Consider the following 22,209-nt stretch of genomic DNA (forward strand, 5'->3'; position numbering starts at 1 on the left):
GCTGTGGCATCCGCTTCGTGATCCCGGCAGCGACAGGGAAGGCCACAGCTCAGCGTGGCTTCTCACCCCTCAGGCCGCAGAGCCCTTCACAGGTAAGGAACGCCGATGTCCGGTACCACTGCAGGAGCGCGTCGCTCCACCTTGGTTCTTGTCGTTGCCACTGTTGTTGCCCTGGGGGCGACGGCCTGTGGGGGAACGACCAAGAACTCCGCCACCGGGAACACCGGCAACGGCACCACGACCGTCACCAAGGCCGACCCCAACGCCCCCACCAAGAAGGACCTCACCGTCGCCTTCCTGCCCAAGCAGGTCAACAACCCCTACTTCACCACCGCCGACAACGGCGGCAAGAAGGCCGTCGAAACCCTCGGCTCCACCTACAAGGAAGTCGGCACCAGCAGCGGCACCGACACCGCCGGCCAGGTCTCCTACGTCAACACCCTCACCCAGCAGCAGGCCGACGCCATCGCCGTCTCCGCCCAGGACCCCGGCGCCCTGTGCACCGCCCTCAAGCAGGCCATGAAGAACGGCGTCAGCGTCGTCACCTACGACTCCGACACCAACAAGGACTGCCGCCAGCTCTTCGTCTCCCCCGCCAGCGCCGAAGACCTCGGCCGCACCCAGGTCCAGCTCCTCGCCAAGCAGATCGGAGGGAAGTGCGATATCGCCATCCTCTCCGAAGCCGAGAACGCCACCAACCAGAACACCTGGATCGAGTTCATGAAGGACGAACTCACCAAGCCCGCCTACAAGAACATCAAGCTCGTCAAGATCGCCTACGGCGACGACGACGCCCAGAAGTCCTTCCAGCAGACCCAGGGCCTCCTCCAGGAACACCCCAACCTCAAGGGCATCATCTCCCCCACCACCGTCGGCATCAAGGCAGCCGCCCAGTACCTCTCCGGATCCAAGTACAAGGGCAACGTCAAGCTCACCGGCCTCGGCACCCCCAACGACATGCGCGCCTACATCAAGAACGGCACCGTCGAAGCCTTCGAACTCTGGGACCCCGCCACCCTCGGCGCCCTCGCCGCCCACGCCGCCATCGCCCTCGAATCCGGCCAGATCACCGGCACCGAAGGCGAAACCCTCAACGCCGGCCCCCTCGGCACCTACACCATCGGCAAGGACAACACCCTCTCCCCCGGCAACCCCACCGTCTTCAACAACACCAACATCGACAAGTACAACTTCTAACCCCACAGCCTGGCGTTCGAGGCAGCTTCCGGTCCGGGAGCTGCCTTGAGCTCATGCGAAAGCGCGGGGTGGCCCACCCCGCGCTTTCGGCGTTGCCTCAGACCAGCAGGATCACTTCGAGCGTCCGCGGACCGTGGACTCCCTCCACGCGGTCCAGCTCGATGTCGCTCGTTGCCGAGGGCCCGGAGATCCACGTCAGCGGGCGGGCGGGGTCGAGGCGGGGCATGGCCTGTGGAATGGAAGCGACCACCTGGTCGGCACCGCGGACCACGCAGATGTGGAGATCAGGTACGAGGGTCAGGATCCGCCGGCCCTGCCCAGGTCCGGCGTCGAGCACGATGGTTCCAGTCTCCGCGACGGCCACGGCGCAGCCGGTGACGACTGCGTCGGTCACGTTCAGTGCGTCCGCCGTCGGGGTTGCGGTTTCGGGGCGTAGTTCGACGTTGCTGGCGGCAAGCCAAGAGTCGTCGAGGCCGGCAGGAACGGCGACGCTGCGTGCGCCCCGTTCGGTGAGGATCCGGCTGATCAGGTCCGGCAGTGCTGTTTCTGTACTGCGGTGAACGATGGCGCGGTAGTCGGCCAGGTTCTCGTGCAGGAGGTCCAGGACGGCTTCAGGGTCGTCTGGGGTGTGAGTGGTGAGGTAGGACCGGGACGGTTCGGAAGGCTGCTGGGAAGAGCCGGCGAGGGCCTTGCGGACCTTTGCCAGGATGCGGTCACGGGAGGAGGGTTGCGGAGTGGTCATTTGTTCTTCTCCCACCAGTCGCGGAACGGTTCTGTAGGCATCTCGGGGAGGTCTCGGCTCTCGGTCCACTGGCGGGCGCCCGGTCCTGGCATCTTCTTCGGATGGAGCTTGCGGGTCTTGGCGGCGAGCCGCTCGCCGGTGGCGAGTGCGGCTGGGTGGTTCAGTACCCAGGTGGAGGCCTTGATCGCGGCCTTTTCCAGGCGATGCCCCTTGCCTCCCTGGTCAGCGACCTTCTCCCGCAGGTGAACGAGGACCTCGGGGATGTCGATCGCGACGGGGCACACCTCGTAGCAGGCTCCGCAGAGGGAGGAGGCGTACGGGAGTGAGGCGTCGACCTCGCTTTGTGTGCCGCGGAGCTGGGGGGTGAGGATCGCGCCGATGGGGCCGGGGTAGACGGAGCCGTAGGCGTGCCCGCCGGCGCGCTCGTACACCGGGCAGACGTTGAGGCAGGCGGAGCAGCGGATGCAGCGCAGCGCCTGGCGGCCGACTTCGTCGGCGAGGGTCTCTGTGCGCCCGTTGTCGAGCAGGACGAGGTGGAAGTTCTTGGGGCCGTCACCGTCAGTGGTACCGGTCCACGTGGTGGTGTACGGGTTCATGCGTTCGGCCGTCGAGGAGCGTGGCAGCGTCTGGAGGAAGACTTCGAGGTCGCGCCAGGTGGGGACGATCTTCTCGATGCCGACGATGGAGATGAGGGTTTCGGGGAGGGTGAGGCACATGCGGCCGTTGCCCTCTGACTCGACGACGACGAGAGTGCCGGTCTCGGCGACCATGAAGTTGGCGCCGGAGATCCCTACCTTGGCGCGCAGGAACTTTTCACGCAGGTGCAGTCGGGCTGCCTCTGCCAGCTCGGCTGGCGAGTCGGCCAGGTCTTCGGGGGCCGGCCGGCCCCAGCGGCCCATTTCGGAGCGGAAGATGTCGCGGATCTCGCCGCGATTGCGGTGGATGGCGGGGACGAGGATGTGGGAGGGCTTGTCGTTGCCCAGCTGCACGATCAGCTCGGCCAGGTCTGTCTCGTAGGCATGGATGCCCTCGGCCTCGAGAGCTTCATTGAGGCCGATCTCCTGGGTGGCCATGGACTTGACCTTGACGACCTCGCTCTGTCCGGTGGCTTTCACCAGATCGGCGACGATGCGGTTCGCCTCTGCTGCGTCCGCTGCCCAGTGCACGGTGCCGCCGGCCGTGGTGACCGCCTGCTCCAGCTGCTCGAGGTAGTGGTCGAGGCGGTGCAGGGTCTGGTCCTTGATCTGTTTGCCCGCCTCTCGGAGCTGCTGCCAGTCCTGGAGTTCGGCCACGGCCTTGGCACGCTTGTCACGGATGGTTCCGGTGGCGTAGCTCAGGTTCTTGCGCAAGGTGGTGTCGTGGACGGAGTGCTGGGCGGCTTTGGGGAAGGACGGCATTCCGACGAAGGTCCCGCTCATACCAGTGGCTCCTCTTCCGTGCTCGCGAGGATCTCCGCGAGGTGCAGTGCGCGTTGTGGTGCGTCCTGGCGGCGCAGCATCCCTCCGATGTGCATCAGACAGGAGTTGTCTGCGCCGCACAGCACCTCGGCGCCGGTGCTGTGCGCGTTGCGTACCTTGTCGGCGCCCATGGCGGTGGACACGTCCGGGTTCTTCACCGCGAAGGTGCCGCCGAAGCCGCAGCACTCCTCTGCTCCTGGCAGATCGAGCAGTTCCAGGCCCTTGACTGATTCCAGGAGTCTGCGGGGCCGGTCTGCGAGTCCCAGCATGCGCAGGCCGTGGCAGGAGGGGTGGTAGGTGACGGTGTGGGGGAAGTAGGCGCCGACGTCGGTCACGCCGAGGATGTCCACCAGGAACTCGGTGAGTTCGATGACCCTGGGAACGAGCGAGGTCGCCGCGTTGGCCAGTGCGTTGCCGCGTCCTTCCTGCTGTGCCTTGGCTCCGATGCGCGGGTAGTTGTCTCGCACCATGGCGACGCAGGATCCCGAGGGGGTGACGACGTGGTCGTATCCGGCGAAGGCGTCGGCCATGCGGTGTACCAGGGGCTCGGTGTCGCGTCGGTAGCCGGTGTTGAACTGGGGCTGTCCGCAGCAGGTCTGGGCTGCGGGGAAGTCCACGTCGATGCCGAGCCTGCGGAGGATCTTGACGGTGGCGATGGCGGTGGCGGGGTAGACGGCGTCGTTGACGCAGGTGGCGAAGAGGGCGACGCGCATCAGGCACTCCGGGCCGTGTCGAGGCGGGCGTCGGCCGCGTCCCAGGCGGCGGCGTCTCCGCGGGGGGTGTAGCGCCGCAGGTGCTGGGTGGAGGTGATGAGGCGGCGCATGGCCGTCAGGTCACCGACGAGGCCGGCGGCGCGGGCTTGGACGAGGATGTTCCCGAGGGCGGTCGCCTCGGTGGGGCCGGCGATGACGGGCAGGCCGGTGGCGTCGGCGGTGAGCTGGCAGAGCAGGTCGTTGCGGGAGCCGCCGCCGACGAGGTGGATGTGGGTGATGTCGCGGTCGGCGAGTTCGGCGGCCTGGCGCAGGACGCGGCGGTGGGCCAGGGCGAGGCTCTCGATGATGCAGCGGACCACTGCCCCCTGGCTGCCGGGGAGGGGCTGCCCTGTTCGGCGGCAGTAGTCACGGATGCGCTCGGGCATGTCGCCGGGGGCAAGGAACTCGGGGCTGTCCGGATCGACGACGGCGTGGAACGGCTTGGCGCGGGCGGCTTCGGCGAGCAGGGTGGGGATGTGTGTGGGGAGGCCTTGTGCGCTCCAGGTTCGGCGGCATTCCTCCAGTAGCCACATGCCCATGATGTTGCGCAGGTAGCGGACGGTGCCGTCGATGCCGCGTTCGTTGGTGAAGTTGGCGGCCCGGGACTCTTCGGTCAGGACCGGGGCGTCGAGCTCGAGTCCGGCCAGGGACCAGGTGCCGCAGGAGATGTAAGCGAAGTTGGGTTCCGTCGCGGGCACTGCGACGACGGCGGAGGCGGTGTCGTGTGAGGCGACGGTGGTGACGGGGGTCTGTGGGTCGAGGTGTGTGTAGGCGGCGACGTGCGGCAGGAGGGTGCCTGCCGGGTCGCCGGGCCGTCGCAGTGGGGGCAGCAGGCTCTGGTCGATGGAGAGCTGGTCGAGGATCTGCTTCGACCATTCTCCGGTGCGGGCGTCGAAGAGGCCGGTGGTGGAGGCGTTCGTCTCTTCGGCTCCGATGGAGCCGGTCAGCCAGTGGATCAGCAGGTCAGGGATGAGCAGCAGTGTTCGGGCTGCCGTCAGTTGTGCCGTTTTGGCTGCTGCGGCGAGCTGGAAGACGGTGTTGAAGGGGAGGTGCTGCAGTCCGGTGATCCGGTAGAGCTGCTCGGGGCCGACCTTGGACCATACGCGCCGGGGTGCGTCGTCGGTGCGATCGTCGCGGTAGTGGAAGGGGTGGCCCAGTAGGGCGTCGTCGGTGTCGAGGAGTCCGTAGTCGACAGCCCAGGTGTCGACTCCGATGGAGGTGACGCCTCCGGATCGGCCGGCTTCCCGCAGTCCGTCGAGGATGCCTTGGAAAAGGGCGAGGACGTCCCAGTGCAGGCCGTCGGGCAGGCGTACCGGAGTGTTGGGGAAGCGATGGGCTTCGGTCAGGTCGAGGTTGTCCGGGCCGACCCGGCCGAGGATGACCCGCCCGCTGGTGGCGCCAAGGTCGACTGCCGCGAAGGTGGACGGGAAGGCCGAGGAGGGGGGTGGAGTGGTCACGTCGGGGTACCTCCGCGGTGCGCGGCTTCACGAGGAGTGTGGGAAGGGGTAGGGGGGTGGGCAGCCCTGTGAACCGGCCGGAGTGTGCGGTACTGCGGCCGGTTCACAGGGGGCGCGCCTGGGGCTGTCGCGTTGATGCGTCGGCCTCAGGGCGGTCATGTGGGGTGTCGTCAGCGCAGGAAGGCGGCGGCGACGCCGGCGTCGACGGGGATGTGGAGTCCGGTGGTGTGGGTGAGGTCGCCGCCGGTGAGGGCGAAGACGGCGCCTGCGACGTGCTCGGGGAGGACCTCGCGCTTGAGGAGGGTGCGCTGGGCGTAGAACTCGCCGAGCTTGTCCTCTTCGATGCCGTAGGTGGCGGCGCGCTGGGCGCCCCAGCCGGCGGCGAAGATGCCGGAGCCGCGGACGACGCCGTCGGGGTTGACGCCGTTGACGCGGATGCCGTGTTCGCCGAGTTCGGCGGCGAGCAGGCGGACCTGGTGGGCCTGGTCGGCCTTGGTGGCGGAGTAGGCGATGTTGTTCGGGCCGGCGAAGACGGCGTTCTTGGAGGCGATGTAGACGAGGTCGCCGCCGATCCCCTGCTCGATCATGATGCGGGCGGCTTCGCGGGAGATGAGGAAGGAGCCGCGGGCCATGATGTCGTGCTGGAGGTCCCAGTCGCGGGCGGTGGTTTCCAGGAGCGGCTTGGAGATGGAGATGCCGGCGTTGTTGACGACGAGGTCGACGCCGCCGAAGGCGAGGACGGCTTCGCGGAACGCGGCGGCGATCTGCTCCTCGGAGGTGACGTCGACGGTGACGGCGACGGCCTTGTCCGGTCCGCCGAGTTCCTCGGCGACGGAGGCGGCGTTGATGCCGTCGAGGTCGGCTACGACGACGCAGGCGCCTTCGGCGACCAGCCGCTGCGCGATGGCCTTGCCGATGCCGCTGCCTGCTCCCGTCACCAGGGCGACCCTGGTGGCGAGCGGCTTCGGCTTCGGCATGCGCCGGAGCTTGGCCTCTTCCAGGTCCCAGTATTCGATGCGGAACTTTTCGCGCTCTTCGATGGGGGCGTAGGTGGAGATGGCTTCGGCGCCGCGCATGACGTTGATGGCGTTGATGTAGAACTCGCCGGCGACGCGGGCGGTCTGCTTGTCCTTGCCGAAGGAGAACATGCCGACGCCGGGGATGAGGACGATCGCGGGGTCGGCTCCGCGCAGGGCGGGGGATTCGGGCTCGGCGTGGCGGTCGTAGTACGCGCGGTAGTCGGTTCGGTACTCGGCGTGGAGTTCCTTCAGCCGGGCTATGGCCTCGTCGAGGGGGGCGGCCGGCGGCAGGTCGAGGACCAGGGGGCGGACCTTGGTGCGCAGGAAGTGGTCGGGGCAGGAGGTGCCGAGGGCTGCGAGGCGGGGGTGCTCGGCGCGGGCGACGAAGTCGAGGACGGCTTCGGAGTCGTTGAAGTGGCCGACCTGCGGGCGGTCTGCGGATGCGATGGCCCGGATGTGAGGGGCGAGGGCCGCGGCCCTGATGCGTCGCTCGGTCTCGGGCAGCGGCTCGTACCCCTCGATGACCGGTCCGAAGGGCTCGGGCCTTCCGCGGACGGCGAGGAACGCCTCGGCGGTGCGGATGATGTGCAGCGAGTTGCGCTCGCATTCTTCGGAGGTGGCGCCCCAGGCCGTGATGCCGTGGCCTCCGAGGATGCAGCCGATCGCCTGGGGGTTGGCTTCCTTGATCGCGGCGATGTCCAGTCCGAGCTGGAAGCCGGGGCGGCGCCAGGGGACCCAGACCACGGTGTCGCCGAAGCACTCTGCGGTCAGCTTCTCCCCGTCCGCGGCGCAGGCCAGGGCGATGCCGGAGTCGGGGTGGAGGTGGTCCACATGTGCGGCGTCGACCAGGCCGTGCATGGCGGTGTCGATGGAGGGGGCGGCGCCGCCCTTGCCGTGGAGACAGAAGTCGAACGCGGCGACCATCTCGTCTTCGCGCTCGACGCCGGGGTAGACGTCCTTCAGCGCGTGCAGCCGGTCCAGCCTCAAAACGGCCAGGCCGGCGTCGGTGAGCGTGCCCAGGTCGCCGCCGGAGCCCTTGACCCACATGAGACGGACATCGCTGCCGGTGACGGGGTCGGTGGTGGTTCCCTTGGCGGAGGTGTTTCCGCCGGCGTAGTTGGTGTTGCGGGGGTCGGCGCCCAGCCGCTGGGAGCGGGCCAGCAGCTCGGCGGCTTCGGGGTGGACTGCGGAGGCCATGAGGGAAGTCCTTTGACTGAAGTGGGGTGCGGGTTCCTCGGCGTGCGGACGAACGGGGGGGTCAGGCGCCCCAGCCGGCCTGCTGGCCGTCGGCTCGGGTCTCGGTGATGTGTTCGGCCCAGCCGGAGCTGCGGTATCCGGCGATCGGGTCGGGGTTCAGGCCGAGTTCTTCGCGTACCTCGGCGAGCAGCGGCCTGACGTCCGTGTTGTAGGCGTCCATGAGGACGGCGTTCGCCTCGAGGACATCGCCCTCGGCCTGGGCGGCGGTCAGTGCCTCGCTGTCGACGAGGAGCGCCTTGGCCGTGGCCTCCTGCACGTTCATCACGGACCGGATGACCGCGGGGATCTTGGCCTCGATGTTGTGGCACTGGTCCAGCATGAAGGCCACGCCTGTCGCCGGATCCAGACCGCCGTTCTTCGCGACCTCGTGCATGATCCGGAACAGCTGGAACGGGTCGGCTGATCCCACCATCAGGTCGTCGTCGGCGTAGAAGCGGGAGTTGAAGTCGAAGCCGCCGAGCTTTCCTTCGCGCAGCAGCGTGGCGACGATGAACTCGATGTTGGTTCCCGGCGCGTGGTGGCCGGTGTCGACGACCACCTGCGCCTTGTCTCCGAGCTTGAGGCAGTGGGCGTAGGCGGTGCCCCAGTCGGGGACATCGGTGGTGTAGAAGGCGGGCTCGAAGAACTTGTACTCCAGCAGGATCCGCTGGTCGTCGCCGAGACGCTCGTAGACGGTGTTCAGGGCTTCGGCGAGGCGGTCCTGCCGGCCGCGGATGTCGTCCTGGCCCGGGTAGTTGGTTCCGTCGGCGAACCACAGCTTCAGGTCGCTGGAGCCCGTGGCGTCCATGATGTCCACGCACTCGAGCAGGTGGCCCAGTGCCTTGCGGCGGACCGCCGGGTCCGGGTGGCAGACGCTGCCGAGCTTGTAGTCGTCGTCCTGGAAGACGTTGGCGTTGATCGCGCCGAGCTTCAGTTCCCGTTCCGCTGCGAACTTCGCGAGGGCTGTGTAGTCCTCGACCCTGTCCCAGGGGATGTGCAGGGAGACCTTGGGAGTGATGCCGGTGAACTCGTGGACCTTCGCGGCGTCCTCGAGCTTCTCGAACGGTGTCCTGGGGACGCCGGGCTGGGAGAAGACCTTGAAGCGCGTGCCGGAGTTTCCGTAACCCCAAGACGGCGTCTCGACCTGCTGACTCGCCAGTACGTTCTTCACGACAGAAATGTCAGGCATGTCCACCCTCTGGATACAAGCAGCCCGCTCCGGGCAAGAGTTACACGATCGAATGAATCGATTCAGTTGCCGGTGAACCTAACCCTTGGCAAGGTGGTCGTCAAGAGTTAACCGGCCCTGTCGGACCGAGCAGGCCGACATGCCTCGCGAGAGCCTGTCGCCGGTAGCTTCGATTCTGCTACTACGCAGGCCAGGAGGTCTCTCCTCCGGCCCTGACCCCGCTCCTTTTTTCTGTCGGGGCTTGCTTAATCCCAGACCTCTTGACGTACCGGCCAGGCGGGGCTAGCTTCCCGGCAACCCGGTTGAAACATTTCACGGACTTCCCCGGCACACGTACTGGAGAGAACCCATGACACATCCCGGACCGGAGACCACTCCGGTGCTCGCTCTGGAGGGGGTGACCAAGTCGTTCGGTGCCGTACGAGCCCTGCGGGGCGTCTCGCTGCATCTGTACGCCGGCGAGGCACATGCGCTGGCGGGCGAGAACGGCGCCGGCAAGTCGACTCTGATCAAGACGCTCGCGGGCGTGCACCGTCCGGACACGGGCACTGTGCTGCTCGACGGGCAGCAGGTCGACTTCAGCGGTCCGGCCGACGCTCGTGATGCCGGCATCGCCGTGATCTATCAGGAGCCGACGCTCTTTCCTGACCTGTCGGTCGCGGAGAACATCTTCATCGGACGGCAGCCGCGCAGCTCTCTGGGCCGTGTCGACCACCGCAGGGTCAGGGAGGCGACCGCAAGCCTCTTCGCCCGCCTCGGTGTCGACCTGGATCCCGATCAGCTGGCCCGCGGTCTGTCCATCGCCGACCAGCAGCTCGTCGAGATCGCCAAGGCCCTGTCCTTCGACGCCCGGGTCCTGATCATGGACGAGCCCACTGCGGCACTCACCGGAAGTGAGGTCGCGCGGCTCTTCGGCGTCGTCAAGACCCTCCGGGAACAGGGCTCCGCGATCCTGTTCATCTCGCACCGCCTGGAGGAGATCTTCGAGCTCTGCCAGCGCGTGACCACCCTGCGCGACGGGGCGTGGATCGCCAGCGAGCCCCTTGAGGGCCTGGGCGAGGACGATCTGGTCCGCCGCATGGTCGGCCGCGACCTGGACGAGCTCTACCCGAAGCAGAAGACCCGGATCGGCGAGGTTGCACTGAGTGTGCAGCGGCTGACCCGGGAGGGTGTGTTCACGGATGTCTCCTTCGATGTGCGGCGCGGTGAGATCGTCGGTCTCGCAGGACTGGTCGGTGCCGGCCGCAGCGAGGTTGCACGTGCCGTGTTCGGCATCGACCGATTCGACGGCGGGAAGATCGAGGTCCTCGGCCAGGGCCTGCGTCCCGGTGCCCCGAGTCTGGCCATGGCGGCAGGTATCGCGCTCGTCCCTGAGGACCGCCGGGCCCAGGGGCTGGTGATGGACATGTCGATCGAGCGGAACATCGGTCTGACCGGTTTCGCGGCGACGTCGCGGGGCGGCCTGATGAACCGCCGGGCCGAACGCAACCGCGCGGTGGACTGGGCGGCCAAGCTCCAGGTGAAGTACGCCCGCCTGGCCGATGTCGTCGGCACTCTGTCCGGTGGAAACCAGCAGAAGGTCGTCCTTGCGAAATGGCTGGCCACGGCGCCGCAGGTACTGATCGTGGACGAGCCCACCCGAGGCATCGACGTCGGAACCAAGGCCGAGGTGCACCGGCTGCTGTCTTCTCTGGCCGCGCAGGGGGTGGCGGTCCTCATGATCTCGTCCGACCTGCCGGAGATTCTGGGCATGGCGGACCGAGTGCTGGTCATGCACGAGGGACGGCTCACGGCTGAGATCTCCAGATCCCAGGCGACCGAGGAGTCCGTGATGGCGGCAGCCACCGGCCGCGCCGGCGCAGAGAGGAAGGCGGCATGACCATGACCGTCGAACCAGTGCAGCAGAAGGTCGCCCCCGAGTCGGCCGCCGCCACGCGGCTCATCGACAAGGTGTTCAAGGCCCGGGAACTTGCCGTCATCGCCGTGCTCGTGGTGATGCTCGGTGCCACACAGCTGGCCAATCCCGAGTTCCTGTCCCAGCAGGGCATCAAGGACCTCCTGCTGAACGCGACCATCCTGGTACTGGTCGCAGTCGGCCAGGCCATGGTCGTGATCACCCGCAACGTGGACCTGTCCGTGGGCTCGGTACTGGGCATCGCGGCATTCGCCGCCGGTGTCTATCTCCAGGACGGCGGAAACCCGCTCGTCGCCGTCATCCTGGCCACCGCGCTCGGCGTCCTCTTCGGCCTGCTCAACGGCGCCCTCGTGAGCCTGGGCAAGGTCCCCTCACTCGTGGTGACCCTCGGCACGCTCTACATCATCCGCGGCATCGACTCCATCTGGGTCGGCTCCCGCCAGATCACCGCGAGCGACCTTCCCGACGGCTTCGTCGACTTCGGCCACGACGGCATCTCCGTCGTTCCGTACCTCGCCCTGCTGACCCTGGCCATCCTCGCAGTCGTCGCCTACTACCTGCGCAGCTACCGCAGCGGACGCGACATGTATGCGCTGGGCTCCAGCCCGGAGGCCGCCCAGCTCGCCGGCATCCCGATCCGCAAGCGCATCATGACGGCCTACATGGTCAGCGGCGCGCTCGCCGGGCTCGCCGGCGCCCTGTACCTCTCCCGCTTCGGCAACGTCGACTCCAACACCGGCAACGGGTACGAGCTCATCGTCGTCAGCGCCGTCGTCGTCGGCGGTGTCGCCTTCACCGGCGGCTCGGGCTCCGTGTACGGAGCTGCGCTGGGTGCCGTTCTGCTGACCTCCATCAACAGCGTGCTGCCCGCCCTGGGAGTCAGCTCGGTCTGGGTCACCGCGATCAACGGTCTCCTCCTGCTGCTGGCGATCACCGTGGACCGGATCCTGGCCCTGCGAGTGGCCGCAGCACTGCGCAAGAAGGCCGCACAGACAAGGAGTGACCGCCGTGGCTAACACCTCCCACAAGTCCCCTGCCGGCAACCGCTTCAGCGGTCTGGTCCGCTGGGACAGCACGGTCGGCATCCTGCTGCTCGTTCTGCTGATCTGCTCGTTCTCCTTCGTCGACAACTTCGGCAACGCGCTCAACCTGTCCTTCCTGATCGGCAACACCCTGCCGATCGCCATGATCGCCCTGCCGATGGCCATGCTCGTCGTCTCGGGCGAGGTGGACCTGTCCGTGGCGTCCACCGCCGGCCTGTCGAGCGCGATCATGGGCGCCCTGTGGAACGCGGGAATGCCGATCGAAGCGATCATCCCGATCTGCCTGCTCCTCGGCCTGTTGTGCGGTCTGGTCAACGGCCTGCTGGTGACACGCCTCGGACTGCCGTCCCTCGCCGTCACCATCGGTACGCTCGCCGCCTACCGCGGCATCGCCCAGATCGTTCTCGGCTCGAACTCGGTGACCGACTTCCCGGCCCAGTACCTGGACTTCGGCGCGGGCCGCTTCGGGGACACCTTCCTGCCGTACGCCGTCGTTCCCTTCCTCCTCCTGCTGGCTGTCGCGGTCATCGTCCTGCACGCCACCTCGGTGGGCCGGTCCCTGTTCGCGATCGGATCGTCCGAGGAGGCGGCCCGGTTCTCCGGTATCCGGGTCAAGCGGCTCAAGCTCGCCATGTTCGTGTCCACCGGCGCGATTTCCGCCCTCACCGGTGTCTTCTGGACGCTGCACTACGCCAGTGCCCGCTTCGACAACGCCACCGGGCTGGAACTGTCCGTCATCGCCGCGGTACTGCTCGGCGGAATCGACTTCGACGGAGGTAAGGGAACACTGGGCGGCGCCATCGCCGGTGTATTCCTGCTCGGAACGCTGCAGAACGTGATGAGCCTGCTGAATGTGACCGCTCAGTCGCAGATCGTCGTCACGGGTGTCCTTCTCGTGATCTCGGTGCTGGCTCCCAGAGTGGGCCGCCAGGTTTCGCAGGCACGGGCGCGCAGGAAGACGACCGCCGCATCCCTGCCCACGCCTCCATAGCCGCCTAGAACCGCATCCTTCGTCCGGCAGTCCGGCGTCGGCCCAAAGCCCGTCCTCGCGTTGACTATGTAAGGAAGACCCATGTTCAACACACCCGTCTCCCGCCGATTCAGCAGCGCTCTTGTCGTTGCCACTGTTGTTGCCCTGGGGGCGACGGCCTGTGGGGGAACGACCAAGAACTCCGCCACCGGGAACACCGGCAACGGCACCACGACCGTCACCAAGGCCGACCCCAACGCCCCCACCAAGAAGGACCTCACCGTCGCCTTCCTGCCCAAGCAGGTCAACAACCCCTACTTCACCACCGCCGACAACGGCGGCAAGAAGGCCGTCGAAACCCTCGGCTCCACCTACAAGGAAGTCGGCACCAGCAGCGGCACCGACACCGCCGGCCAGGTCTCCTACGTCAACACCCTCACCCAGCAGCAGGCCGACGCCATCGCCGTCTCCGCCCAGGACCCCGGCGCCCTGTGCACCGCCCTCAAGCAGGCCATGAAGAACGGCGTCAGCGTCGTCACCTACGACTCCGACACCAACAAGGACTGCCGCCAGCTCTTCGTCTCCCCCGCCAGCGCCGAAGACCTCGGCCGCACCCAGGTCCAGCTCCTCGCCAAGCAGATCGGCGGCAAGGGCGAGATCGCCATCCTCTCCGCAGCCCAGACCGCCACCAACCAGAACACCTGGATCGAGTTCATGAAGGACGAACTCACCAAGCCCGCCTACAAGAACATCAAGCTCGTCAAGATCGCCTACGGCGACGACGACGCCCAGAAGTCCTTCCAGCAGACCCAGGGCCTCCTCCAGGAACACCCCAACCTCAAGGGCATCATCTCCCCCACCACCGTCGGCATCAAGGCAGCCGCCCAGTACCTCTCCGGATCCAAGTACAAGGGCAACGTCAAGCTCACCGGCCTCGGCACCCCCAACGACATGCGCGCCTACATCAAGAACGGCACCGTCGAAGCCTTCGAACTCTGGGACCCCGCCACCCTCGGCGCCCTCGCCGCCCACGCCGCCATCGCCCTCGAATCCGGCCAGATCACCGGCACCGAAGGCGAAACCCTCAACGCCGGCCCCCTCGGCACCTACACCATCGGCAAGGACAACACCCTCTCCCCCGGCAACCCCACCGTCTTCAACAACACCAACATCGACAAGTACAACTTCTAACCCCACAGGAGGCGGGGGCCGGCCTGACGCGGCCCCCGCCTCCCGGCTCACCATGAGGCACCACATGCAGCGCGTCTGCTTTCTCCTGAAAATCCGAGAAGAAAAGAAGGACGAGTACCGTCGCCGACACAGCGAGGTCTGGCCCGAAATGCGCACCGCACTGTCCGAGGCCGGATGGAACAACTATTCGCTCTTCCTCCGCGAGGACGGGCTGCTGGTCGGCTACCTGGAAGCAGAGGACTTCGAAGCGGCTCGCACGGCCATGGAAGCCACCGAGGTCAACGCTCGTTGGCAGGCTGAAATGGCTCCCTACTTCGAAGCCCTGGACGGGCAGGCCCCGGATGCAGCCATGAGGCCCCTCGTCGAGGTCTTCCACCTCGACTGAGCGCTAGCTCAGCTCCATAGAATGAGTGCAGCCTGTCGCTCGCACGCGGGACAGGAAGGACTACGGCGCACAGGTGGATGCCATGACGGTCGGCAAGACAACAGTCGGGATCAAGGACGTGGCGCGAGAAGCGGGCGTCTCCGTGGGGACGGTCTCCAACGTCCTCAACCAGCCGGAACGCGTCTCCGAGCGGACACGGCGCCACGTCGAGCAGGTCATCGGCCAGCTCGGCTACGTCCGCAGCGAGTCCGCGCGCCAGCTGCGCGCCGGCCACAGCCGCATAGTGGCACTCCTCGTCCTGGACATGGCCAACCCCTTCTTCGTCGAGGTCGCGCGCGGGGCCGAGCGCCAGGCCCGCGAGGCCGGGCTGGGCGTCATGCTGTGCAACAGTGCGCAAAACCCCCGGGAGGAGATGGAGTACCTCTCCCTTTTCGCCGAGCAGCGGGTGCGCGGCGTTCTGATCACTCCCGCCGACTCCAGCGGCCGCAACCTTCGAGAATTCAGCCGCCACGGGATCCCCTACGTCTTCGTGGACCGGGTGGCCGCGGGTGAAGCGGGCTGCTCGGTGTCGGTCGACGACGTCACCGGCGGAGCTCTCGCCGCCAGGCACCTCATCGCCGCCGGCCATCGCTCCATCGCCTACGTCAGCGGACCGCCCCACCTCAAGCAGGTACAGGACCGACGGTCCGGAGCCCTGCTGGCCATCGAAGAGGCGGGCCTCCCGCCCGGCACGCTCCAGGAGATCCCCACCGATCACCTCGATGTCAGTTCGGGTCGTGATGCGGGGGCCCGCCTGCTCGGCCTGTCGCCACGTCCCACCGCAGTCTTCTGCGCGAATGATCTACTGGCTCTGGGCGTCCTCCAGGCGATGTACGCGGTAGGTGTCAAGGTTCCCGAAGACATGGCGATCGTGGGCTACGACGACATCGAGTTCGCCGCCGCAGCCACGGTCCCCTTGACCTCTATTCGCCAGCCGGCCCAGATGATGGGTTCCATGGCCGCCTCCCTCCTCCTTGAGGAGACGAGCGATCAAGCAGAAACCCACGAACACCGGCACATCGTCCTCCAGCCGGAATTGGTCGTACGCAACTCGACAGCTTTCCCCCGCTGAAGACCAAGCAGTTTCCACTGGTAGCCCCGCGCACGGGGGCTGCAATCTCATCCTCGGATGTCAGCCGTTCCCTCTCTGAAGGGCTCCACGACCGCGGCAGAACAGTGCCCGCACCGCGCTGCCGACGCCACATCATCAGCGTCCCTTGCCGCCCGGCGCACGTCCCGGACCGCCCCGGGCAGTCTCGCCAGCTCCCGCTGCGCGTCGTCTGTCTGCTCGGTGAGCGGAGAGCAGCGCAGTGAAAGCCGCGGGATCCTGATTCGACAGTTGCTTCGGCTGATCAACGATCATCGACTGACGCCACCCGGTTACAGGGCCGTCGAGACGACGGCGGAACCCGCCCGCCCGGTCCCGCTGCGAGTGACGAGGATGCCCGGCCGCCCTGCAGTCCGAGGCGATGGTCGCCCTCCACCTCTCCTTCGTGCAGACCGCTGAGGAGCTCTGCACGCTCGCCCGGTGGGCTTGCTGCCGCCTGCACCCGGTACGCCGGGCGGCTGAAGGAGACAGACGGCAAGTCGCCAAACGATTCCGCGCACTATGTCCAGCCACACAGCCCAACCTCCTCGCAGCACCTGGACCTGCTCGAGTTGCTGGGCCGGAAACAGCGCAACGCCCAGGAAAGCCTCGCCGGGCAACGTCTGCGCGAGTCCGTCGGACAGTACCGCCTGGGTCCGGGCTCTGGCCCTACGGCCGGTCCAGGGCGCGGCATCCGCCGGTCACCAGCTCGACACGGGCGCCGTCGCTGATCGGGACAGCACACTGGATGTTCCCCCTTGTGCATGCACCCACTGCCGCCCTTCCGACTGGGCGCGGCTGGCGGCAACGTGCCGCCGCCCAATCAACCATCGGCCGCGGTGGCGAAGGGGCCGTCGTCCCCGGCGCCGGCAGTGCCAGTCAGCGGCCCGCCCGCCCGATCCCTCTCTGGCCCACCGATGGGTCGGAGACAGACCACGGCGAGGGAAAGTGGGAGGCTCAGCGTGACTCCCGTGGCTCCGGATGGGGGTGAAGCGAGGACTGGTCTCTCTGGACGGGCGAAGGCATTACCAGGCGGCCGGAAGCAGCGTTGAGCAGTGCATGAGCCACTACGTACCCAGTGCACCGCGTTCGTTCATCAATGGCGGTGCGGTCGCGCCGCGAGTTGGCGGTGTTGTTGGTCCGGCCGGAGCGGGAATGTGCAGTGTTTGGTGGCAGAGGGCCGAGTGCGGGGCGCGGGCCTGGGCGCGCCGGTGGGGTCTGGTGAGCGGTACCGATCAGGAACGGCGTCTGGCGGGGGCGGCACATGGGCGGATGGCCGGCGCGGTGGCGCCGTCGGCTTCACCCGCGGAGCTAGAGGTGCTGGCCTGCTGGGGTGCATTCATCACCCTGGTTGATGACTGCTTCGACCGGCGCTCCGGATACGCCTCAGTGTCTGAGGTGCGAGCTGTGCTCGATCCCCTGGTGAACGTACTGACGGGCGATACCTGCACGTCGGAGCCCGGAACACCCATGGTGGCTGCACTGAGAGACCTGTGGCAGCGCACGATCGCCGGGGCGGTGCCGGGATGGTGCACCCGGTTCGCGGCGTCCTACAGCGCTTTCGCGGAAGCGACCTGCCAGGAGGCTCGGTGGCGTCAGGAGCGGCACGTGCCGTCGGTGCGGGAGTACGTCGAACTGCGGCGGCGCACAATCACCGTGGTTCCGCTGCTACAGGTGACCGAACGGCACCTGGATGCGTGGCCGGAGGCTGGGGTGCTGCACGAGGTGTGTGCCGACATCGTGGGCTGGACGAACGACCTGTTCGACGCCGGGGCGGAGTCCGCCTCCGATGCGGGCTTGGTCGGCGCACTGGCCCGGGAGCGGGATGTCGGTCGCGGGGAGGCGGCTGCGATGGCCCGCACGATGATCGAAGAGCGGCTGGAGCACTTCGAGACGTCCGCCATGCAGCTGTCCGCTTCGCATTCGCACCTGCCGGATGCCAGGTCGCGCATTGAGGGTGTGCGTACCTTCTTGCACGGTGCGGTGGCCTGGCAGTACGAGAGCCGCCGCTACCGGACCACCCTGCCTGTACAGCGCGAATCGAAGCCGCGACGGGCCGTGGTGGATCCGGTAGAGGAAGCCTCTGTGCTGCTGGAACGTCGGCTGGCCCTGGCAGTGGTGCCCGGCGGCGCGCTGCCGGATCGATGTGAAGGCCGGGTCCTCGAAACCGCGCTTCTTCTCGCCCTGGTGCGCGCACACGGCACGCACCAGGAAGAGCAGCGACAACTGACGTGCTGGCTGGAGGAGCGACGCGAAGGAGCCGACCCGCTCGATGCTCTGCTCATCGACGCCGTTCTCCGTCCTCACACCCTGCCGGCTGGGGCGGCCGACGCGGCAGCGCCCGTCGCCGAGGGCCTCACCGTCTCCACGGGCCAGCGTGGCCGGCTCAAGCGCAGCATGCTGCACGCCGTCCTGCATGTGCTCGGCGGCCTGAAACTGCGCGACGAGGACATCCCGGATGCTGGTGCCGGGCACGGACTGTCCACGTTCACCCTGGTCAATCTCCTGGCCGTGCGAGTCATCTACGCTCAGGCCACCGCCTACCCGCACACCGTCTCCACAGGAGAACGATTCCGGCTCGCAGACCTCCTGGAGGACGAGGGGGAACGGCTGCTGTGGGAGGCCAGCGCCGCCACCCATCTGCTCGGGCTCAACGCCCTGCAGTCCTGCCGGCCCCGCCATCCGCTGATCGGCCGGGCTCTGACCGGCCTGCTGCTGGTCCGTGACCGTGAGGGCGGGATGCCATTCCTCGACAGCCAGGACATCTGGCTGTCCGCCGTAGGCGGGCTCGCCTACCTCAACCGGCCCGGGCTACGCCCCTACACCGCTCGGATGGGCGTCTTCGTCGCCGCCCGGCAGGCTGCGGACGGCGGCTGGCCCTTCGCCAGCGGCATCCGCCAGACCGACGTCGACACCGCCACCCGCTGCATGGAGTTCCTCCACGCCCTCGATCGCCACCACTACCGAGAGCACCTCACTCGTGGCGCGAAGTATCTCGCTTCGAAAGCTGGTCCCGGCGGCGGCTTTCCCACCTGGCACGAGGGGGATGAGCCGGACCTTGACATGACCGCCGGTGCCATCCTCGCCCTCGCCCCCCTCGGCGCGCGCCACGCCCCGCTCGTCGCCAACGCCGCTCGGTTTGTCCTCGACGCCCAGCGCCCGGACGGCACCTGGTCCCCCAGCTGGACGCTCAGCGAGCCCAGCGTCATTCTCCGCGCCGTCGACGCCCTCCACGCCGCACGCCACGTCCCCGGCACGGACCCTGCGAAGCTCTCGGCTGCGGCCGCCCGCGCCGTAGGTCGGCTGGCGGCCACCCAGCAACCGGACGGCGGATGGGGCCACAGCCCAACCCACGACAGCGACGCCCTCTCTACCGCCCAGGCTCTGCCGATCGTCACCCGCTACGGGCCCCCGCACGTCGCCGCCGCCGGGATGGCCTACCTGCTCTCCTGCCAGGACGACACCGGATGCTTTCCTGCCCCGCCCGACCAGACCGGACCCCGACCTCTGGCCTTCAACTACCCTGTCGTCTCCGACCTCCACACACTCACAGCCCTCACCCGCGCGCGGCCCCTTTCCGCATAATCGCTGAGCGAGATCGCTCTGCCGAACTGGTGCGTGATTGGGGTGGTGGTTAGGCGTTGGCGGTGCCCTTCATGGTCTCGCCTGAACAAACGCGCGTCGTCCGCTGCGGCTGGCCACGGGGTGGTGGACCTGGATCTCCGGTGACGTCCAGACGCAGCTCGATGCCTTCGGCCTGGGCGTAGGCGAACGTATCCGCCAGGCTTCGAAGCCGCAGGCCAGGACGGTCGGGGACCGCGCATCCACAGATCGTGCCGCAAGTAGATCAGCGTCACGATCAGCCGGTCGACGAACACCAGCCGATGCCGGGCACCAGTCCCCGCCTCACGTTTCCTGGCCCCGCCGCGTGTCTTGTGACGGTGGCCCTCGACTACAACCTGCCAGGGCCGAGTGGACGGCGCCTGAGGCACGGGGACGAATGATCGCTTGCCACTACAAGGCAGTGCCAAGTCCTTGACCGAGCGGGGTGGGGAGGACCGAGGCCCCCTGGGCAGGGGCAGTAACTACCCGTGCCGTCCGGCACGTGCCTGACGTGGTCAGAGCGGCTGCAATGACTGCAGCTGCTTTCGCGTCTGTCACCAGGAACGCGATTGTCGGACCGGAGCCGGAGACCAGTGCGGCGAGGGCGCCGGCCTCGGTACCGACTGCAAGGGTTGCGGCGAGTGAGGGCCGCAGGGACAGTGCGGCAGGCTGGAGGTCGTTGCGGAGGGCGCTCGCTAGGGTGGTGGCGTCGCCTGCGGCAAGGGCGTGTGTCAAGGTCTGAGGGATGGTCGGCGGGGGCATACGCGTGCCCTGGGCAAGCCGGTCGAACTCGCGGAACACTACGGGAGTGGATAGTCCTTCGTGGGCGATGGCGAGGACCCAGTGGAACGCGCCGGCTATCGGCAGTTCTGTGAGTTTCTCGCCGCGCCCGGTGCCGAGGGCTGCCCCGCCTATCAGGCTGAAAGGCACGTCGGATCCGAGGTCGGCGCAGATTGTCAGGAGATCCTCGCGCGGTGTGCCAAGTCTCCAGAGGGCGTCGCAGGCGAGGAGGGCAGCGGCGGCGTTAGCACTGCCGCCGGCCATGCCGCCGGCGACAGGGATGTTCTTGGCGATGTGCAGATGGACGTTCGGGGGCAAGTTGTGCAGGGTGGCGAGCAGTTCGGCAGCGTGGGCCGCCAGGTTGGTCTGGTCGAGTGGCACCTTGTCCGCGTCCGGGCCTTCACAGGTGACTGTCAGTGCCCTGGCGGGAGTGGCGGTGACCTCGTCATACAGCGAGACGGCAAGGAAAACGCTGGTCAGTTCGTGGAAACCGTCGGAGCGGACGGCGCCGACCGCCAACCCCACGTTGATCTTTGCGGGGGCGTGTACAGTCACGCCGTCGCATCGAGTCATGTCTCCACCTCCGTGATCCGCGCCTCGTGCACAATCGCCGGCGTCTCGCCACCCTCTGTGTCGGCCTCCGCCTGGGAAACCGTCTCGTGTTCGACTTTCCTCAGCAGGCGGTCGGCGTGCTGAGGGCGGCAGCTGCAGACCGTGGCGGCGCGGACTCTCACGTGGTGCCCTGCCCGCTACGGCTCTTCTCGGACTCATCCGGAGCGCCACAACGGCGGGAGGCGTAACACCATACCAATTTCCGCCATTTAGCACTTCCGCTACGACGGGGTTCCTGCGAATTCGAAATACCTTACGCAGGTAGTGCGGTGGCCAAGACCGAATCTTCATACACCTTGATCACAGCGGCCCCCGATCCCTCCCAGGTGGATTGAGGCGAGAAGCGGTAGCGTTTTGAAGTGGCATGGTAGAAGGCAACCCCCGTAATTACGGACTCAAACGCTTCAAGATATGATGCGGCACCCTCAAGCTTTCCGACCGAGGAGGCCAGGACCGCGCTCCTTTGGCTGAGGAATCTATTCCTGAGTTGCACAATCCGGCCACAGATCCGATCTACAGCTTGCTGTAGGGGGATTTGGCGCTCGCGCATGATCATGATGATGGCGTTGCGAGACTCATCTCTATTGATAATTTCTCCGCCGAGCGAGATCACGTCGTTGATCAGGATCGAAAGAAGCGTCGCATCCTCGACCGTTTGACGGAAGACAGGGTCCTCCATCGGCGCGGATACGTCGAGTCCGAGACAGAACGCTGTCATAGGGAGCGTAACCGGGCCGCCGGCGTTCGCATACCGGTCCGCTTCCGAGAATTCCGAGGGGGGTGCAGGGGCGTAGGTGGCCATCCATGTGAGCCATGCTTTACGCATCAGGGCCGAGGTGATCTCCGGCTTGAAAGAAGATAGCTCCTCCCACGCGTCTGCTGTCTCGTTTCCCCAAGACGTGGTCAGCTTTTCCCGCTTCCCCATGCATGCGTGGATGTACTCGATGACCCATGATTTGGAAGCCTCAGCTCCAAGCACATCTCCATATGCGTTCGATCCCATGTCATCTGCGAAAAAGGCGAACGCGTTCATCACGCTGAGGGTCCGGAGCCGGTCAGGTAGCGCATCTGGCCAACAGTAGGAGGTGAAAATCGCCGTTCCGTTGCGCGCGAAGGATTCTGCCAGCTCCGCTGGCAGAACCTGCCCTACCATCTGAAGGAGCCGATCGACTGTGTAATCGATGACACTTTCAGCCAGGTCATGACTCCGGACGGGAGAAAGTCCTTCAGTCAGGTTCGGGATACGGTATTCAAGAATGCCTCTCATACCACACGCCTCCTTTGTGTGATTCACGTTCTCGAATTCACCAGACGATCTGTCTGCCCTTAGCGGGATTCTTCTGGATTTCAAAATGGGCCAACCCTGTCCATCACGACAGCCGATTTGGCGACTACATCGGGGGATCGGCACCACCGGTCTTGAGAGCGTCAACTTCGGCGCGCAGGTCGCGGCGGAGCTCCTTCGGGAGCGAGAAGGTGAGGGTCTCGTCGGCGGTCTTGACGATCTCCACGTCGGCGTAGCCGCGCTGCGCCAG

Annotated in this window: 16 protein-coding genes and 2 pseudogenes; 8 read left to right on the forward strand and 10 right to left on the reverse strand. The window is 67.2% G+C overall.

Features of this window, described 5'->3' with window-relative positions; all coding sequences use genetic code 11:
* Positions 1–105 precede the first annotated feature (105 nt).
* Positions 106–1,197, forward strand: a complete 1,092-nt coding sequence (rhaS, locus tag ACF1BN_RS03760; RefSeq protein WP_392329943.1) for a rhamnose ABC transporter substrate-binding protein — start codon at positions 106–108, stop codon at positions 1,195–1,197.
* 97 nt (positions 1,198–1,294) lie between these two features.
* Here the strand turns inward: rhaS (ACF1BN_RS03760) and ACF1BN_RS03765 are convergent, their stop codons facing one another.
* The 6 genes from ACF1BN_RS03765 to rhaI all read right to left on the reverse strand — a co-directional run bounded on the left by ACF1BN_RS03765 (position 1,295) and on the right by rhaI (position 9,049).
* Entirely contained in the window at positions 1,295–1,939 is a 645-nt protein-coding gene (locus tag ACF1BN_RS03765) for a lactate utilization protein C (protein ID WP_392329944.1), read from the reverse strand.
* A complete protein-coding gene (locus ACF1BN_RS03770; protein ID WP_392329945.1) occupies positions 1,936–3,357 on the reverse strand; it encodes a LutB/LldF family L-lactate oxidation iron-sulfur protein in 1,422 nt (473 codons plus the stop codon). The genes ACF1BN_RS03765 and ACF1BN_RS03770 overlap by 4 nt, the downstream gene beginning before the upstream one ends.
* Positions 3,354–4,109: a (Fe-S)-binding protein gene (locus tag ACF1BN_RS03775; protein ID WP_392329946.1), complete on the reverse strand. Its 756-nt coding sequence runs from the start codon at positions 4,107–4,109 to the stop codon at positions 3,354–3,356. The genes ACF1BN_RS03770 and ACF1BN_RS03775 overlap by 4 nt, the downstream gene beginning before the upstream one ends.
* Positions 4,109–5,605, reverse strand: a complete 1,497-nt coding sequence (locus ACF1BN_RS03780) for a rhamnulokinase family protein (RefSeq protein ID WP_392329947.1) — start codon at positions 5,603–5,605, stop codon at positions 4,109–4,111. The genes ACF1BN_RS03775 and ACF1BN_RS03780 overlap by 1 nt, the downstream gene beginning before the upstream one ends.
* Before the next feature lie 170 nt (positions 5,606–5,775).
* The gene (locus ACF1BN_RS03785; RefSeq protein WP_392329948.1) at positions 5,776–7,821 is read right to left on the reverse strand and encodes a bifunctional aldolase/short-chain dehydrogenase; all 2,046 of its coding nucleotides are present in this window, start codon (positions 7,819–7,821) and stop codon (positions 5,776–5,778) included.
* A gap of 61 nt (positions 7,822–7,882) precedes the next feature.
* Positions 7,883–9,049 carry an L-rhamnose isomerase gene (rhaI, locus tag ACF1BN_RS03790; protein WP_392329949.1) on the reverse strand — a complete coding sequence of 389 codons (1,167 nt, stop codon included), beginning with the start codon at positions 9,047–9,049 and terminating at the stop codon, positions 7,883–7,885.
* Positions 9,050–9,398: 349 nt separating this feature from the next.
* On the opposite strand from rhaI, the gene ACF1BN_RS03795 reads away from it, so the two are divergent.
* From ACF1BN_RS03795 to ACF1BN_RS03825, 7 genes are all read left to right on the forward strand, one after another.
* Positions 9,399–10,928, forward strand: coding sequence for a sugar ABC transporter ATP-binding protein (locus ACF1BN_RS03795; RefSeq protein ID WP_392329950.1), 1,530 nt, complete (start codon positions 9,399–9,401; stop codon positions 10,926–10,928).
* On the forward strand, positions 10,925–11,980 hold the full coding sequence (locus ACF1BN_RS03800) for an ABC transporter permease (protein WP_389168143.1): 1,056 nt from the start codon (positions 10,925–10,927) through the stop codon (positions 11,978–11,980). Before ACF1BN_RS03795 ends, ACF1BN_RS03800 begins: the two co-directional genes overlap by 4 nt.
* A complete protein-coding gene (locus tag ACF1BN_RS03805; protein WP_392329951.1) occupies positions 11,973–12,998 on the forward strand; it encodes an ABC transporter permease in 1,026 nt (341 codons plus the stop codon). Before ACF1BN_RS03800 ends, ACF1BN_RS03805 begins: the two co-directional genes overlap by 8 nt.
* An 81-nt stretch (positions 12,999–13,079) precedes the next feature.
* On the forward strand, positions 13,080–14,168 hold the full coding sequence (rhaS, locus tag ACF1BN_RS03810) for a rhamnose ABC transporter substrate-binding protein (protein ID WP_389168148.1): 1,089 nt from the start codon (positions 13,080–13,082) through the stop codon (positions 14,166–14,168).
* A gap of 64 nt (positions 14,169–14,232) precedes the next feature.
* Positions 14,233–14,553, forward strand: coding sequence for an L-rhamnose mutarotase (locus ACF1BN_RS03815; RefSeq protein ID WP_389168150.1), 321 nt, complete (start codon positions 14,233–14,235; stop codon positions 14,551–14,553).
* A gap of 82 nt (positions 14,554–14,635) precedes the next feature.
* Positions 14,636–15,664: a LacI family DNA-binding transcriptional regulator gene (locus ACF1BN_RS03820; RefSeq protein WP_392329952.1), complete on the forward strand. Its 1,029-nt coding sequence runs from the start codon at positions 14,636–14,638 to the stop codon at positions 15,662–15,664.
* A gap of 1,236 nt (positions 15,665–16,900) precedes the next feature.
* Entirely contained in the window at positions 16,901–19,264 is a 2,364-nt protein-coding gene (locus ACF1BN_RS03825) for a prenyltransferase/squalene oxidase repeat-containing protein (RefSeq protein WP_392329953.1), read from the forward strand.
* A gap of 75 nt (positions 19,265–19,339) precedes the next feature.
* Here the strand turns inward: ACF1BN_RS03825 and ACF1BN_RS03830 are convergent.
* From ACF1BN_RS03830 to ACF1BN_RS03845, 4 genes and pseudogenes are all read right to left on the reverse strand, one after another.
* Positions 19,340–19,647 (reverse strand): annotated as a pseudogene (locus ACF1BN_RS03830) (IS5/IS1182 family transposase); the annotation flags it as partial.
* A gap of 46 nt (positions 19,648–19,693) precedes the next feature.
* A complete protein-coding gene (locus ACF1BN_RS03835) occupies positions 19,694–20,635 on the reverse strand; it encodes a 4-(cytidine 5'-diphospho)-2-C-methyl-D-erythritol kinase (protein ID WP_392329954.1) in 942 nt (313 codons plus the stop codon).
* Positions 20,636–20,927: 292 nt separating this feature from the next.
* Complete coding sequence (locus ACF1BN_RS03840) at positions 20,928–21,941, reverse strand: terpene synthase family protein (protein WP_392329955.1); 1,014 nt, start codon at positions 21,939–21,941, stop codon at positions 20,928–20,930.
* Between the two features lie 124 nt (positions 21,942–22,065).
* Positions 22,066–22,209 (reverse strand): annotated as a pseudogene (locus ACF1BN_RS03845) (4-hydroxy-3-methylbut-2-enyl diphosphate reductase); the annotation flags it as partial.

This window comes from Streptomyces sp. NPDC014861 (assembly GCF_043081625.1).
Lineage (GTDB): Bacteria > Actinomycetota > Actinomycetes > Streptomycetales > Streptomycetaceae > Streptomyces.

Coding starts and splice junctions, on each gene's coding strand:
- rhaS (WP_392329943.1), top strand. CDS start 106: ATGTCCGGTACCACTGCAGGAGCGCGTCGCTCCACCTTGGTTCTTGTC.
- ACF1BN_RS03765 (WP_392329944.1), bottom strand. CDS start 1,939: ATGACCACTCCGCAACCCTCCTCCCGTGACCGCATCCTGGCAAAGGTC.
- ACF1BN_RS03770 (WP_392329945.1), bottom strand. CDS start 3,357: ATGAGCGGGACCTTCGTCGGAATGCCGTCCTTCCCCAAAGCCGCCCAG.
- ACF1BN_RS03775 (WP_392329946.1), bottom strand. CDS start 4,109: ATGCGCGTCGCCCTCTTCGCCACCTGCGTCAACGACGCCGTCTACCCC.
- ACF1BN_RS03785 (WP_392329948.1), bottom strand. CDS start 7,821: ATGGCCTCCGCAGTCCACCCCGAAGCCGCCGAGCTGCTGGCCCGCTCC.
- rhaI (WP_392329949.1), bottom strand. CDS start 9,049: ATGCCTGACATTTCTGTCGTGAAGAACGTACTGGCGAGTCAGCAGGTC.
- ACF1BN_RS03795 (WP_392329950.1), top strand. CDS start 9,399: ATGACACATCCCGGACCGGAGACCACTCCGGTGCTCGCTCTGGAGGGG.
- ACF1BN_RS03800 (WP_389168143.1), top strand. CDS start 10,925: ATGACCATGACCGTCGAACCAGTGCAGCAGAAGGTCGCCCCCGAGTCG.
- rhaS (WP_389168148.1), top strand. CDS start 13,080: ATGTTCAACACACCCGTCTCCCGCCGATTCAGCAGCGCTCTTGTCGTT.
- ACF1BN_RS03815 (WP_389168150.1), top strand. CDS start 14,233: ATGCAGCGCGTCTGCTTTCTCCTGAAAATCCGAGAAGAAAAGAAGGAC.
- ACF1BN_RS03820 (WP_392329952.1), top strand. CDS start 14,636: ATGACGGTCGGCAAGACAACAGTCGGGATCAAGGACGTGGCGCGAGAA.
- ACF1BN_RS03835 (WP_392329954.1), bottom strand. CDS start 20,635: ATGACTCGATGCGACGGCGTGACTGTACACGCCCCCGCAAAGATCAAC.
- ACF1BN_RS03840 (WP_392329955.1), bottom strand. CDS start 21,941: ATGAGAGGCATTCTTGAATACCGTATCCCGAACCTGACTGAAGGACTT.